This window comes from Delftia sp. SD018 (assembly GCF_017355445.1).
Taxonomy (GTDB): domain Bacteria; phylum Pseudomonadota; class Gammaproteobacteria; order Burkholderiales; family Burkholderiaceae_C; genus Comamonas; species Comamonas acidovorans.
This window is the reverse complement of record NZ_JADDRN010000001.1, coordinates 250,072-262,847: the sequence shown is the minus strand read 5'-3', so window position 1 is coordinate 262,847 and position 12,776 is coordinate 250,072. Positions and strand designations below refer to the sequence as shown.

The window sequence follows — 12,776 nt, the reverse complement described above, 5'->3', positions numbered from 1 at the left end:
TCATGCCGCCTTGAAGACACGCCCCGACAGCACCGTGCCCCAGACCCTGAGGTCCTTGAGCACCATGGGGTCCAGGGACAGCGGATCGTCTTCCAGCACGCAGAAGTCGGCGCGCTTGCCGCATTCGATGCTGCCGATCTCGTGGTCCAGCTTCAGTGTCCAGGCCGCGCCCAGCGTGACGGCATGCAGGGCCTGGGCCACGGTCAGGCGCTCGGCCGCGCCCAGCACGCGGCCCTTGGGCGTGATCCGGTGGACCGCGCACCAGGCGGTGAACAGCGGCCCCAGCGGCGTGACGGGCGCATCCGAGTGGATGGCCAGCGGCACGCCGGCGGCCAGCGCGCTGGCGCAGGCATCGAGCCGCATGGCCCGGTCCGGCCCCATGGTCATCTCGTAGTGCTGGTCGCCCCAGTACCAGAGGTGGTTGGCGAACAGGTTGGCGCACAGGCCCAGCGCCGCCATGCGGCGAAACAGCGGCGCATCGATCATCTGGCCATGCTGCAGCGTGTGGCGGTGGTCGGGCCGGGGCGCGCGGGCCAGCACGCGGCCTATGGCGTCGATGGCGGCTTCGCTGGCCTCGTCGCCATTGGTGTGCGTATGGATGAGCAGGCCTGCGCGGTGGTAGGTCTCGAAATCGGCCTCGTACTGCGCGGGCGCCGTGACCCAAATGCCGTTGGGCGCGCCGTTGTAGTGACCGGGCCAGCGCAGGCGGGCCGAAAAGCCCTGGATGGAGCCGTCCAGCATCATCTTGACCAGGCCGTAGCGCAGCCGGTCGGTGTTGCGCGCCATGAGCGTGCGCACATGCCCGGCACCGGCCTCGGCGCCATGCGTGCCGTGAAACGCCTGGAAGGCCGGCAGGATGCGGATGGGCACCGGGTCGTCGGCCAGCGCGGCCTCCAGCACGCGGCAGTCCTGCTCCCCCAGCCTGTTGACCAGGTCGGTGGCCGTGGTCACGCCCTGGCGGCAGGCCAGGCGCGCAAAGGAGCGCACGCCAGCCTCGGTCATGGGCGCCAGCAGGCCGGCGTTGCCGATCTTGCGCAGCACCAGGAACATGGCGGCCGGCTCCTGCAGCTCGCCCGTGGGCTCGCCGGCCAGGGCGTGGCCGGGCGCAAAGCGCACCACGCCCTCGACCTCGTTGTCGCGCGTGATCTCGGCCAGGCGCAGCATGGCGCTGTTGACGTTCATCAGATGGCCGTTGGCGTGCGAGATCACGACGGGACGGCCTGCGGCGGCCCGGTCCAGGTGCTCCACCGTCATGCGCTCGCCGCCAAAGTAGATGGGATCGAACCCCCAGGCGATCAGCGGCTGCCCGGGCGGCAGGCCCTGCGCATCCATGCGCGCCGCCACCTCGGCCAGGCGGTCCACCACGGCATCCATGGAGCGCAGGCCGGGCCAGGTCTTTCCGTCGGGGTCGCGCCGGTCGAACCAGCCCGTGTATGTCCAATCCCACATGCTGCCTTCCTTGAGGTGGCAGTGGCCCTCCACCAGCCCGGGCAGCAGCACCTGGTCGGCAAAGCGCTCGTCGACGCGGCATTCGCCCCAGGCCGTGCAGCGCGCGAGGTCCCCGACCGCGAGGATGCGCCCGTCGCGCACGGCCACGTGCGTGGCCTCGGGCTGCATGGGGTTCATGGTGATGATCTTGCGGGCGGCGTAGACGGTGATGCTCATGGTGGCGGATGCTCCGGGTTCACAGGGCCAGCGGCGCGCGCGGCACGCCATCGATGTGGTCCACGCGGATGCAGCGCACCCAGTGGCCGGGGGCGGCTTCGCGCAGCGGTGGCGCCTCGGCCGAGCACGCGGGCACGGCCACGGGGCAGCGCCCGGCGGAGCGGCAGCCCGCAGGCGGGTCGATGGGACTGGGCGGGTCGCCGGCCAGCCGTATGCGCCGCGCCGCGCGCTCGCGCCCGCCGCGCACCGTGGGCACGGCCGACATCAGGGCCACGCTGTAGGGGTGCAGCGGCCGCGCGAAGAAGGCCTGGCGCGGTGCGCGCTCCACGATCTGGCCCAGGTACATGACGGCGATGTCGTCGCAGATGTGCTCGACCACGGCCATGTCGTGCGAGATGAACAGGTAGCTCAGGCCCAGCTCGCGCTGCAGCCGCGCCAGCAGATTGAGGATCTGGGCGCGGATGGCGATGTCCAGCGCCGACACGGGTTCGTCGCAGACCACGAGTTCGGGCCGCGTGGCCAGGGCGCGCGCGATGTTGATGCGCTGGCGCTGGCCGCCCGAGAACTGGTGCGGGAACAGCTGGCGCTGTTCGGGCCGCAGGCCGACCTGGGTGAACAGCTCGGCCACGCGCGCCTCGCGCTCGGCCGGCGTGCCCACGTCCATCAGGTCCAGCGGAGCGCGCACCGCATCGCCCGCGCGCTGTCGCGGATTCAGCGAGGAGAACGGGTCCTGGAACACGATCTGCATGCGCCGCCTCGCCTGGCGCAGGGCCTCGCCCGACAGGCCGCCCAGGTCGGTATCGCCCAGCTGCATACGGCCCGCCGTCACGGGCGCCAGGCGCATCACGGCCAGCGCCGTGGTCGTCTTGCCCGATCCCGACTCGCCCACCACGGCCAGCGTGCTGCCGCGCCGCAGGCTGAAGGACACGCCGTCCACGGCCTTGACCACTTCGGGCCTGCCGAACAGGCCCTTGCCCGGGCGCGGAAAGTGGACCTGGAGATCGTCCACCTGCAAGAGGGTATCGTCCATGCGTGCGTTCATGCCAGGGCCTCCGTGTGGGCGCGGATGCGGGAAGCGGGAGCGTGCAGCCAGCAGGCCACGCCGTGGGATGGATCATCCAGCGCGGTCAGCGGCGGCGCCTCGCTGGCGCAGCGCGGCTGGGCCTCGCGGCAGCGTGCACGAAAGGCGCAGCCGCTGCCCAACTCCCAGATCGAGGGCACGACGCCGGGGATCTCGGGCAGCTCGGTGCGTCCGCCTGCCTGGCTGCTGCCCAGCTCGGGCAGGCAGGCGATCAGGCCGCGCGTGTACGGATGGGCGGGCGCCGACAGCACCTGTTCGCAGCGGCCCTGCTCGATCACGCGGCCCGCATACATGACCATGACGCGGTCGGCCATCTCGGCCACGGCCCCCATGTCATGCGTGATCAGCACGATGGCCGTGCCCTTGTCGCGCTGCAGCTCGCGCAGCAGGTCGAAGATCTGGGCCTGCACGGTCACGTCCAGCGCCGTGGTGGGCTCGTCGGCGATCAGGATGTCGGGCCGGCAGGCCAGGGCCATGGCGATCATCACGCGCTGGCGCATGCCGCCCGACAGCTGGTGCGGGTACTCGTGCACGCGCCGCTCGGGCGCGGGGATGCCGACCTGCCGGAGCATTTCCACGGCGCGCTGGCGCGCGGCGCCCGCGTCCAGGCCGGCGTGCAGGCGCAGCGGCTCGGCGATCTGCTCGCCCACGGTGAGCACCGGGTTCAGCGAGGTCATCGGCTCCTGGAAGATCATGGAGATGCGGTTGCCGCGCACCTGGCGCATATGGGCCTCGCCGGCGGCCACCAGGTCCTCGCCCTGGAAGCGCACCTGCCCGCCCGTGATGCGGCCCGGAGGCGAGGGAATGAGGCGCAGCAGCGCCAGCGCCGTCATGCTCTTGCCGCAGCCGGATTCGCCGACCACGCACAGGGTCTCGCCCGCGCGCAGATCGAAATCCACGCCGTTGAGCACCGTCGCCTGGCCGCGCCGGCCCTGGAAGGCCACGCGCAGGCCGCTGACTTGCAACAGGGGGGTGTCGGTGTCCATCAGCGCTCCCTCAGCTTGGGGTTGAGTGCATCGTTGAGGCCATCGCCGATCAGGCTGACGGCCAGCACGGTGACGAAGATGGCGGCACCGGGAAAGGCCACGGCCCACCAGCACGACAGCAGGTACTGGCGGGCCGACCCGATCATCAGGCCCCAGCTCATCTGGTTGGGGTCACCCAGGCCCAGGAAGGACAGGCCGGCTTCGAACAGGATGGCGGCGCCCACGGCCAGCGTGGCCGACACCACCAGCGGCGGCAGCGCATTGGGCAGGATCACCTTCCAGATGATGCGGCCGTGGCGCGCGCCGATGGCGCTCTCCGCGCGCACGAATTCAAGCTGGCGGATGCGCATGAACTCGGCCCGCGTCAACCGCGCCGTGGCCGGCCAGCTGACGCTCCCGATGGCCAGCGTGACCGTCACCAGCGAGGGCGAGAACAGCGTCACCACGACCATGGCGAACAGCAGTGCGGGCAGCACCTGGAAGAACTCGGTCACGCGCATCAGCAGGGCATCGACGCGGCCGCCGTAGTAGCCCGCCATCGCCCCCAGCGTCACGCCGATGCACACCGACAGCAAAGCCGCGAAGGCGCCCACCATCAGCGTGGCGCGGCCGCCGTGGATGATGCCCGTGAGCACGTCGCGCCCCAGCTGGTCGCTGCCCAGCCAGGCCTCCTCGCTGAACGGCGGGCTCAGCGGCATGGTGCGGATCTCGAACGGGTCCGCAGGCCAGATCCAGGGGCCGGCGATGGCCACCAGCAGCACAAAGAGCAGCATGGCCATGCCGGCAATGGCCGAGGGGTTGCGCAGGAACATGCGCAGCGCCTCACGGGCCGGGTGCTCGGCATGGGCTGCGGCCTGCGGCGCGGCGACGCTCGGCACGGACACGGAAGGTGGTGTGATGGCATTCATGGTCTCAGGCCGCCTTGATGCGGGGATCGATCAGCCGGTAGCACAGGTCGGTGACGAGGTTCATCACGACCACGACGATGGAGGAGAACAGCAGCACGCCCAGGATGGTCGGGTAGTCGCGCCGCAGCACCGAGTCGAAGGCCAGCCGGCCCAGGCCCGGCCAGTTGAAGACCGTCTCGACGATGATGGCGCCGGCCATGACGTTGCCGAACTGCAGGCCCAGCATGGTCACCACGGGCAGCAGCGCGTTGCGCAGCGCATGGCGGTAGAGCACCACATGCTCGGCCAGGCCCTTGGCGCGCGCCGTGCGGATGTAGTCGGCGCCCAGCACGTCCAGCATGGACGAGCGCGACAGCCGGCTGTACTGCGCCAGGTAGACCAGGGCCAGTGTCAGCGCGGGCAGCACCAGGTGCCGGGCCACGTCCAGCAGGTCGGCAAGGCCTGCGCCGCCTGCGGCATCGGCCGAGCGCATGCCCGACACCGGCAGCACGGGCCACCAGGAGGCAAAGGCCAGCACCAGCAGCATGCCGGTCCAGAACACGGGCGCCGCAAAGCCCACCAGGGACAGCACGGTGATGCACTGCGACAGCAGGCCGTTGGGCCGGCGTGAGGACAGCACGCCCAGCAGCGTGCCCACCACGAAGGCCGTGAGCACGGCGGCCAGCACCAGCAGCAAGGTGGCGGGCACGCGCTCGGCAATCATCTGCGCCACCGGCAGGTTGAAGAAGTAGGAGTAGCCCAGATCACCACTGGCCACGCGCGCCAGGTAGATGCCCAGCTGCACGGGCAGCGGCCGGTCCAGCCCGTAGCGTGTGCGCAGCTCGGCCATGAGCTCGGGCTCCATGCCGCCGCTGGCGCCGGCAATGGTTTCCACGGGATCGCCGGGCGCCGCATGCACCAGCATGAAGTTCAGCACCACCACGGCCAGCACCAGCGCCAGGCCCTGCAGCAGCCGCTTGAGGAGTGTGCGGAGAAATGCCATGGCCGGGTCCTCCTGGATTACTTCAAGAAAATCTCGTCATAGGGCGAGGCCGGCCCCCAGACCGTGGTCGGCAGGTTGCCCACGTTCTTGCGCGCGGCCGTGTGGTAGGGCGAGTTGTTGATGAAGATCACCGGCAGCTCGTCGGTCACGGTCTTCTGGAAGGCCGCATAGAGCTTCTTGCGCTCGGCCGTGTCCAGCGTGCTGCTGGCCGTGTTCAGCAGCTCGTCCACCTTGGGATTGCGGTAGGACTGGGTGTTGGTCCAGACCACGGGCTTGATGTTGGTGGACAGGTAGCTGCGGTGCACGCCGATGACCGGGTCGCCCCAGTTGAAGACGATGTCCATGGACAGATCGAAGTCATGCGTGGCCAGGCGCCGGGCCCAGGCCGGGAAGTCGGCCGAGGCCCGCACCTCGACCGCGATGCCCACCTTCTTGAGCTGGGCGCGCACGTACTCGGCCACGTTCTTTTGCTGCTCGTCAGTGCCCGGCAGGTAGTCGATGGTGATCTTGAAGCGCTCGCCGTTGGCGCCGGGCTTGAGACCGGCCTCGTCCAGCAGGGCCGCCGACTTCTTGAGGTCCAGCGGATAGCGCACCAGGTCGGCCGAGGCAAAGGGGCTGGCCGCCACGATGGGGCCGTCGGCCACGGTGGCGAAGCCGCCCATCAGCGCCTTGGTGATGAAGTTCTTGTCGATGGCATGCGCAATGGCCTTGCGCACGCGCACATCGTCCAGCGGCTTCCTGTCGGTGTTGATGGCCAGCCAGTTGATCGAGCCTATGCCCTCGAAGCCCTTGCCGGTCAGCGTGATCTGGGGATTGGTGGACAGGCGCTTCAGGTCGATGGAGGCCTGCAGGTAGGGCACCATCTGCACGTCGCCGCGCTCCAGGCTCAGCAGCAGGCTGGAGGAGTCGGGCACGATGTTGAAGACCAGCTTGTCCAGGTAGGGGCGGCCGGGCAGGAAGAACTTGTCGAAGCGCTCCATCACGATGCGCTGGCCCGCGCGGAACTCGGTCAGCTTGAACGGCCCCGAGCCCACCACGTCGGCGCTGTTGCGCGCATGGGTCTTAAGGTCGGCACCATCGCCATAGATGTGCCTGGGCAGTATGGGCGCCAGCGCCGGGCTCATGGCCAGCAGGATGGCCGGATGCGGCGCGCTCATGCGGATGATGGCCGTGTAAGGGTCGGGCGTGTCCACCTTCTCCACGGGCCCCAGCATGGTCTGGAACGGATGGTTGGCCTTGATGGCCATGATGGAGAAGGCCACGTCGGCCGAGGTGATGGGCTTGCCGTCGTGGAACACGGCATTCCTGCGCAGGTTCAGGGTCAGCGACTTGCCGTCCTCGGCCAGCTTCCAGGACTCGGCCAGGTAGGGCTGGGGCTTCCACTGGTCATCGAAGCGCAGCGGGCTGGCGAACAGCTGGGTGGAAGGCATGGCCGTGGCAATGCCCGATTGCACGGCGCCGTTCAGGTGCCGTGGCACCTGGGTGCTGCCCACGATCAGGGTGCCGCCGCGCTGCGGCTCCTGGGCCTGCAGCGGCGTGGCCGCCAGGCCCGCCAGCGCGCCGGCCAGGGCCAGGGCCGCCAGGGCGCGGCGTCGGAAAGTGATGGTGTGCATGGACTGTCTCCCTCGTTGGATCGCCAGGCCGCGCGGCTCGCTGCCTTCAATCCAGAATACGCAACAAGGGCGCGGGCCGCGGGGGCCACAGCCGTCCAAACGTAGGAGCCAGAGGCCCGGTGTTTACCCGCGTCGGCCGGCCCAAACCTTTACTTGCCCGCACCCGCACCGCAACATGGCGCCGACCGCGCGCCCTCTGCCCGGCCGCGCCAAGAACGCCCCCCGATTGCCTCCGTTGCGCCATGAGCACCCCTTCCGCCACAGACCCACGCCACCAGTGGGCCCGCCTGTTCGCGCTGCCCGAGCAGCCCGGCCTTCCCCTGAAGGACCGCCTGCGCCTGGCCCTGGTCCAGCCCATCCTCGAAGGCCGCCTGCCGCCCGGCGCGGCCATGCCACCCTCACGCGAGCTGTCGCGCCTGCTGGAGGTGTCGCGCAATACCGTGACCACGGTCTACGAGCAGCTGGTGGATGAAGGCTTTCTCGAGGCCCGCCCGCGCAGCGGCGTGTTCGTGGCCCGGGATTCGCGCCTGGCTGGTGTGGACGGCGCCGTGGCCCTGCCTGCGACAAGTCCCGGGGAGCCCGCACCGGACTGGTCTGCACGCGTGCTGCGCTCGCTGACGGACAGGCACACGCTGTCCAAGCCGCTGCAGTGGCGCGAGTACCCCTACCCCTTCGTCTACGGCATGCACGATCCCGCGCTGTTTCCCACCGAAGGCTTCCGGGAATGCTGCACGCGCAGCCTGGCGCGCGCCCAACTGCCGCACTGGACGCCGGACTTCGAGACCGACGATGTGCCCGACCTGATCGAGCAGATCCGCCTGCGCCTGCTGCCCCGGCGCGGCGTGTTCGCGCTCAAGGAAGAGATCCTGGTCACCGTGGGCGCGCAGCAGGCCTTCTACCTGCTGGCCGACGCGCTGCTGGCCCCCTCGCAGCGGCTGGGCTTCGAGGAGCCCGGCCACCCGCATGCGCGCAACACCTTTTCGCTGCGCCGCCCGCATTGGGTGCCAGTGGCCGTGGATGAAGAAGGCGTGGTGGTCGATGGCCTGCCACCGCTGGACTACCTGTTCGTCACGCCCTCGCACCAGAGCCCCACCACCGTGACGCTGAGCCTGCAGCGGCGCGAGCAACTGCTGCGCCGCGCCGAGCAGGGCGATTTCGTGATCATCGAGGACGACTACGAGGCCGAGAACCTCTACCAGGGCACGCCCATGCCCGCGCTCAAGAGCCTGGACAAGAGCGGGCGTGTGATCTATGTGGGGTCGCTGTCCAAGAGCCTGTCGCCCGCGCTGCGGCTGGGCTACATCGTCGCGCCGCGCGCGCTGATCGATGAATTGCGCGTGCTGCGCCATGCCATGGTGCGCCACCCCAGCGCCTTTCTGCAGCACGCCTATGCGCTGTTCCTGTCGCTGGGCCACCATGAGGCCCATGCGCGTCGCGTGAACCAGGCCATGCTGGAACGCGTGGCGCAGGTGGACCGCTCGCTGCGCGCGCACCTGCCGGATTTCATCTTCCGCCAGCCCCAGGGCGGCGCATCGCTGTGGGTGCAGGCACCGGCGTGGCTGGATGCCGATGCGCTGGCCGCCGTGGCGCGCCGCCACGGCGTGCTGATCGAGGCAGGCAGCGCGTTCTTTGCGACGCCGCGCCAGCCCTGCCCCTTTTTCCGGCTGCGCCTGTCCTCCATTGCCATCGATCAGATCGATGCCGGCATCCAGGCGCTGGCGCGGGCGGTGATGGAGCTGGACTCAGCCCGCAATCACTGCTGCGCGTAGGATTCCAGCGGCTTGTCGTTGGGCTTTTGCAGCAGCTGCTTGAGCAGGTCGCTCATGGGCAGGTTGAGCGGGGCATTCTTGGGCGGAATGGGCTGCACGAACCACTTGTCGTAGATCTTCGCCACTTCGCCCGAGGCCATCATGCCCACCAGCACGTCGTCCACGGCCTTCTTGAAGGCGGGATCATCTCGGCGGAACAGGATGGCGATGGGCTCGGAGCCCAGCACCTCGCCCACGATCTTGAAGCCTGCAGGGTTCTTGGAGTTGGCGATGACGCCGGCCAGCAGGTTGTCGTCCAGCACGAAGGCATCGGCACGGCCCGATTCGAGCATCAGAAAGCTCTCGAAATGGTCCTTGCCCAGCGAGGTGGGCAGGTTCACGCCATTGTCGCGCCCGTACTTGCGCAGCAGTTGCACGGCGGTCGTGCCGGCCGAGGCCGCCACGGGCTTGCCGTCGAGCTGCTTGAAGGAGGTGATGCCCGAGTCGGCGCGCACGGCCATGCGCACCTGGCTCACGTAGGTGGTCACGGCAAAGGCCACCTGCTTTTGGCGAGCGAGGTTGTTGGTGGTCGGGCCGCAGCCGATGTCCACGGTGCCGTTCTGCACCAGGGGCATGGTGTTCTGCGAGGTCAGGGCCATGTACTCGATCTTGGCCTTGGGCACGATCTGGGCCAGCACCTTCTCGCACAGCTCCACGTGGTAGCCCACGTACTTCTGCGTGGTGCCGAAGGCATAGGCCATGGGCGCCGAGCTTTCGCGCACACCCATCACCACCTTGCCTGTGCTCTGGATCTTGTCCAGCGTGCCGGCCGCCTCCTGTGCATGGGCAGCGCCAGTTGCCGCCACCACACATGCCATCGCCACATGGGCCAGTACGAATCGCATCGAGGGTCTCCTTGGATAGTTGTTGCAGGTCCGAAGGCGCGCTGCGCCTCCACCCTGCCGTGCCGCCGTCACCGGCTGCCTCCAGGCAGGGCCGCCGTCAAGGCGATTGCATCAACTATCGAGCAATCAGGCGCCTGTGCATAACGATGAAATGGAAGAAGGTCATGCTCCACCCACATGACCCGGCACCCTGCTGGTGCGCCGCGGTGGCCGCCGGCCCGCCGCGCCCGGTCAGCCGGCCGACCCTGCCGCAAGCCGGTGCATGAGGCCCTGCGTCGAGGCATCGACGCCCTGCCAGTCGCCACTGTCCTGGCGCGCATGCAGCTGGCGCGCCAGGTGCTTGCCCAGCTCCACCCCCCATTGGTCGAAGCTGTTGATGCCCCAGACCGCACCGGCCGAGAAGACACGGTGCTCGTACAGCGCGATCAGGGCGCCCAGCGATGCCGGGTCCAGCTGCTGCAGCAGCAGGAAGCTGCTGGGCCGGTTGCCCGCGCAATGGCGCTCTGCCCCTTCTTCGCCGTGGCGCCCCTCCATCAGGGCCTGGGCCTGGGCAATGGCGTTGACGACCAGGCTCTGGTGGTGTGCGCCCAGGTATTTGCCGCCGTCGCGCAGCGCGATGAACTCCACGGGAATCACGTCCTGGCCCTGGTGCAGCATCTGGAAGAAGGCATGCTGGCCATTGGTGCCGGGCTCGCCCCAGATCACGGGCGCCGTGCGCACGGGCAGTGTCTGCCCGTCGCGCGTCACGCCCTTGCCGTTGCTCTCCATCTCCAGCTGCTGCAGGTAGGCGGTCAGCCGCCGCAGGCCATGGCTGTAGGGGGCAATGCAGCGGCTGGAGAAGCCGCAGAAATCGCGGTACCAGACATCCAGCAGGCCCAGGCGCAGCGGCAGGTTGCCCTCCACGCCCGAGGAAAAGAAATGCGCATCCATGGCATGCGCGCCGTCCAGCAGAGCACGGAACTGCGCCGCGCCAATGGCGATGGCCACCGGCAGGCCGATGGCCGACCACAGCGAAAAACGGCCGCCCACCCAGTCCCAGAATCCCAGCGTGCGGCGGATGCCGAAGTCGGCTGCGGCCTGCACATTGGTGGTGAGCGCCACGAAGTGCCGGTCGATGGAGCACGCGGCCTGCGGGTCCTCGCTGCCGCCCTGCTCCAGAAACCACCGGCGCGCCGAGTGCGCGTTGAGCATGGTCTCGGCCGTGGTGAAGGATTTGGAGGCGATCAGGAACAGCGTGCTGTGCGGGCGCACGCGGCGCAGCACATGGCCGAGCTCATGGCCATCGACGTTGGAGACGAAATGGAAATTCTTGCCCGCATCGACCCAGTCCTCCAGCGCATTGACCACCACTTCGGGGCCCAGGTGCGAGCCTCCGATGCCGATGTTCACGATGTCGGTGATGCCCTCGTCGCCACGCACCTGCTCGGCCAGGGCCAGCATGGCGTCCAGCGTCTCGTGCACCTGGCCCAGCGCCTCGTGCATGGCCGGCTGCCACTGCTGCACGGTGGCGCAGTGGCGCAGCTGGCCGCCGTCGCGCGGCATGCGCAGCAGCCAGTGCATGACGGCACGGCCCTCGGTGCAGTTGACGGGCTCGCCGGCCAGCATGGCGTCGCGCTGGGCCAGCACGCCGGCCTGCTGCGCCAGCTCGCGCAGCAGCTCTTCGGTGCGCTCGGTCCAGAGGTTCTTGGACAGGTCGGCAAAGACATGGGGCGCCTGCTGGCTCAGCGCGTCCAGCCGGCCCGCGTCCGCGGCAAAGGCCTGGCGCAGATCCAGGGTCTGGATGTCTTCGTGGAAATGGCTTTCAAGTGCCGGCCATGCCGGCAAGGTATTGCACAGAACGGGCAAGGTCTTCATCCAATCAGTCTGCGGCCTGCTGCATCAATGCTTCGAGCTTGCGCGTGTCGGCAGCAAAGGCGCGGATGCCTTCGGCCAGCTTTTCGGTTCCCATGGCGTCTTCGTTGAGGGCCAGGCGGAACCCGGCCTCGTCGTAGTGCACGGGATCGAGCTCCAGGGTCCGCGCCGCCTCGGGGTCCAGGGCGCGCGCCAGGGGCGCATCGCTGGCGCCCAGCTGGGCCAGCAGTTCGGGGGCTATGGTCAACAGGTCACAGCCGGCCAGTGCCACGATCTGGCCCGTGTTGCGAAAGCTCGCGCCCATGACCTCGGTGGCGATGCCGAAGTGCTTGTAGTGCTCGTAGATGGCGCGCACGGAACGCACGCCGGGATCGTTGGCGCCGGCCATGGCGGCCTCGTCCCACTGGGCGCCGGCCTGCTTCTTGTACCAGTCGTAGATGCGGCCCACGAAGGGAGAGATCAGCTGCACCTTGGCCTGGCCGCAGGCTACGGCCTGGCAGAACGAGAACAGCAGCGTGAGGTTGGTGTGGATGCCGCGCAGCTCCAGCTGGCGCGCCGCCTCAATGCCTTCCCAGGTGGAGGCGATCTTGATGAGCACGCGGTCGATGTGCACGCCTTCGGCCTGGTACAGCTCGATCAGGCGCTCGGCACGTGCCACGGTGGCCGAGGTATTGAAGGACAGGCGCGCATCGACTTCAGTGGAGACACGGCCCGGAATGGTGTTCAGGATCTCGCAGCCAAAGCGCACCAGCATGCGGTCCATGACCTCGTCGAGGCTGCGGCCCTTGTACTGGGCCACGGTGGCACGCATCAGCGGTGCGTACTCGGGCTTTTGCACCGCCTTGAGGATGAGCGAGGGATTGGTGGTCGCATCCCGCGGCTGGAACTGGGCCAGTTGGTGGAAGTCGCCGGTATCGGCCACCACGGTCGTGTACTGTCGAAGCGCATCAAGCTGGTTCATGGAACATCCTTTGGGCGGGAGCCTGGCGAGGGGCGGCATCGCACCAGGGCGGTGCGGTTGTACCGGCAAATCCTCC

10 protein-coding genes are annotated in these 12,776 nt (G+C 69.1%); 1 reads left to right on the top strand and 9 read right to left on the bottom strand.

The genetic code is table 11. The annotated features are described in order from the left end of the window. From INR38_RS01190 to INR38_RS01165, 6 genes are read right to left on the bottom strand one after another with little or no spacing between them, the layout of a single operon-like run. Window positions 1-1,665 carry an amidohydrolase gene (locus INR38_RS01190; RefSeq protein ID WP_207441609.1) on the bottom strand — a complete coding sequence of 555 codons (1,665 nt, stop codon included), beginning with the start codon at window positions 1,663-1,665 and terminating at the stop codon, window positions 1-3. 19 nt (window positions 1,666-1,684) lie between these two features. After that, complete coding sequence (locus INR38_RS01185; protein WP_207441607.1) at window positions 1,685-2,707, bottom strand: oligopeptide/dipeptide ABC transporter ATP-binding protein; 1,023 nt, start codon at window positions 2,705-2,707, stop codon at window positions 1,685-1,687. Next, the gene (locus INR38_RS01180) at window positions 2,704-3,732 is read right to left on the bottom strand and encodes an ABC transporter ATP-binding protein (protein WP_065346774.1); all 1,029 of its coding nucleotides are present in this window, start codon (window positions 3,730-3,732) and stop codon (window positions 2,704-2,706) included. The genes INR38_RS01185 and INR38_RS01180 overlap by 4 nt, the downstream gene beginning before the upstream one ends. Beyond that, the gene (locus INR38_RS01175; protein ID WP_207441602.1) at window positions 3,732-4,640 is read right to left on the bottom strand and encodes an ABC transporter permease; all 909 of its coding nucleotides are present in this window, start codon (window positions 4,638-4,640) and stop codon (window positions 3,732-3,734) included. Before INR38_RS01175 ends, INR38_RS01180 begins: the two co-directional genes overlap by 1 nt. 4 nt (window positions 4,641-4,644) lie before the next feature. After that, window positions 4,645-5,622, bottom strand: coding sequence for an ABC transporter permease (locus tag INR38_RS01170; RefSeq protein ID WP_012207467.1), 978 nt, complete (start codon window positions 5,620-5,622; stop codon window positions 4,645-4,647). A 17-nt stretch (window positions 5,623-5,639) separates the two neighbouring features. Further along, window positions 5,640-7,235, bottom strand: a complete 1,596-nt coding sequence (locus INR38_RS01165) for an ABC transporter substrate-binding protein (protein WP_207441600.1) — start codon at window positions 7,233-7,235, stop codon at window positions 5,640-5,642. Window positions 7,236-7,477: 242 nt separating this feature from the next. Between INR38_RS01165 and INR38_RS01160 the strand changes: the two genes are divergently transcribed. Beyond that, on the top strand, window positions 7,478-9,004 hold the full coding sequence (locus INR38_RS01160; protein WP_192368392.1) for a PLP-dependent aminotransferase family protein: 1,527 nt from the start codon (window positions 7,478-7,480) through the stop codon (window positions 9,002-9,004). Here the strand turns inward: INR38_RS01160 and INR38_RS01155 are convergent. The 3 genes from INR38_RS01155 to tal all read right to left on the bottom strand — a co-directional run bounded on the left by INR38_RS01155 (window position 8,989) and on the right by tal (window position 12,700). Continuing rightward, a complete protein-coding gene (locus INR38_RS01155) occupies window positions 8,989-9,888 on the bottom strand; it encodes a transporter substrate-binding domain-containing protein (RefSeq protein ID WP_012207470.1) in 900 nt (299 codons plus the stop codon). The two genes, INR38_RS01160 and INR38_RS01155, sit on opposite strands and share 16 nt — an antisense overlap. A 231-nt stretch (window positions 9,889-10,119) precedes the next feature. Further along, window positions 10,120-11,742, bottom strand: a complete 1,623-nt coding sequence (pgi, locus tag INR38_RS01150) for a glucose-6-phosphate isomerase (protein ID WP_207441599.1) — start codon at window positions 11,740-11,742, stop codon at window positions 10,120-10,122. Between the two features lie 4 nt (window positions 11,743-11,746). Next, entirely contained in the window at window positions 11,747-12,700 is a 954-nt protein-coding gene (tal, locus tag INR38_RS01145) for a transaldolase (protein WP_034397078.1), read from the bottom strand. Window positions 12,701-12,776 lie beyond the last annotated feature (76 nt).